Source organism: Bacillus sp. NPDC094106 (assembly GCF_044764345.1).
Lineage (GTDB): Bacteria > Bacillota > Bacilli > Bacillales > Bacillaceae_G > Bacillus_A.
This window is the reverse complement of the sequence record NZ_JBIWHY010000051.1, coordinates 1-1,352: the sequence shown is the minus strand read 5'-3', so window position 1 is coordinate 1,352 and position 1,352 is coordinate 1. Positions and strand designations below refer to the sequence as shown.

Here is a 1,352-nt window from a genome sequence, read left to right as displayed (position 1 = left end):
GGGGGGGATGAATTTCGGTTGTGCGATGCACAACATCCTTTTCATTAACATTTTTGGGTAAATAATTTTTTACATAAAAAGGTTATTTTGTGTTATAATCTATACAAGGAGGTGATACATATTATGCTACGGGCAAAAAAGGTTTATTTTTCAGCTACACAAGAAATGATACAACGCTTATTTGATTGTAATCGTATTTCTTCTTCTATCTGGAATGAATGTTTACACATTGCGAAACAATATTCTCTTTCTCAAGATGGGAAATGGATAAACAAAACTCTTTTACAAAAAGAGTTAAAAGGGAAATATGCGTTGCATTCTCAATCCATACAAGCGGTTGCTCACAAATACTTGTTTGCCAGAGATGCTACGCATCAAGCGATTAAAAAAGGCATCAAAACCGCTCGTTATCCTTATAAACAGAAAAAGAATTTCAATACGAAATGGGTAGATAAAGGATTTCGTATCTATCCCAATGGAAAAATTGAGCTTTCTATGGGAAGAGGAAGAAATCCTATTGTCGTACAGATAAACCCTTTGGCATTACCAAGAGAAACTATCAAAGAAATCGAATGTTGCTATGACAATGGTCTTTACTTCGCTGTTTCCTTTGAAGATGGTGTACAACCATGCCCATCTCTTGGTACACGCTCCGTAGGAGTCGATTTGGGAGAAATTCATTCGATTGCTTCGTTTTGTGAAAACGGAGAAGCACTTATTATCACAGGAAGAAAAATTCGCTCTATACAACGTCTTCGCAATAAAAAAATAGCCGAATTACAAAAACTTCTCAGTAAGTGTAAAAAGGGTTCTCGTCAATGGAAGAAGTATCAACGAGCGAAGCGATTTATTTTATCGAAATCAGAAAAACAAATGCAAGATGCTTTGCACAAAACTACGAAACAATTTGTGGATTGGTGTTTACAACAAGATGTACAACATATCTATGTAGGAAATCCCGAAGGGGTGCAACGTCACACAAAGAAAAAGAAACGAAAACAAATCAATCAAAAATTGTCAAATTGGTCATTTGGCAAACTGAAGAAATATCTTCAGTATAAAGCTATCCAACATGGGATGAGTTGTACTGTTGTAGAGGAATCGTATACTTCTCAAACCTGTCCATGTTGTCAAAAGAAAAAGAAAGTAACATCTCGTAATTATCATTGTTCTTGTGGTTATCAAGAACATCGGGATATTCATGGTGCAAGGAATATCTTATCAAAAAGTTTGTATAAACAAATACAGCATATTCCTGTACAGACAAAACAAACGTATCTACGGATTGCGTAAGCAAGAAGTAGTAGAAGGTGTGTTCCCACCCTCATCCGTTAGGATGTGTTGCTTATGTA

1 protein-coding gene is annotated in these 1,352 nt (G+C 35.7%); it reads left to right on the top strand.

Translation table 11 applies throughout. The annotated features are described in order from the left end of the window. The first annotated feature begins 123 nt into the window (after nt 1–123). Nucleotides 124–1,293, top strand: a complete 1,170-nt coding sequence (locus ACIQ7L_RS28130) for an RNA-guided endonuclease InsQ/TnpB family protein (protein ID WP_400573508.1) — start codon at nt 124–126, stop codon at nt 1,291–1,293. Nucleotides 1,294–1,352: the final 59 nt, after the last annotated feature.

What these genes read in the sequence shown, in the direction of transcription:
- ACIQ7L_RS28130 (WP_400573508.1), top strand. Translation starts at nt 124, where the DNA reads ATGCTACGGGCAAAAAAGGTTTATTTTTCAGCTACACAAGAAATGATA.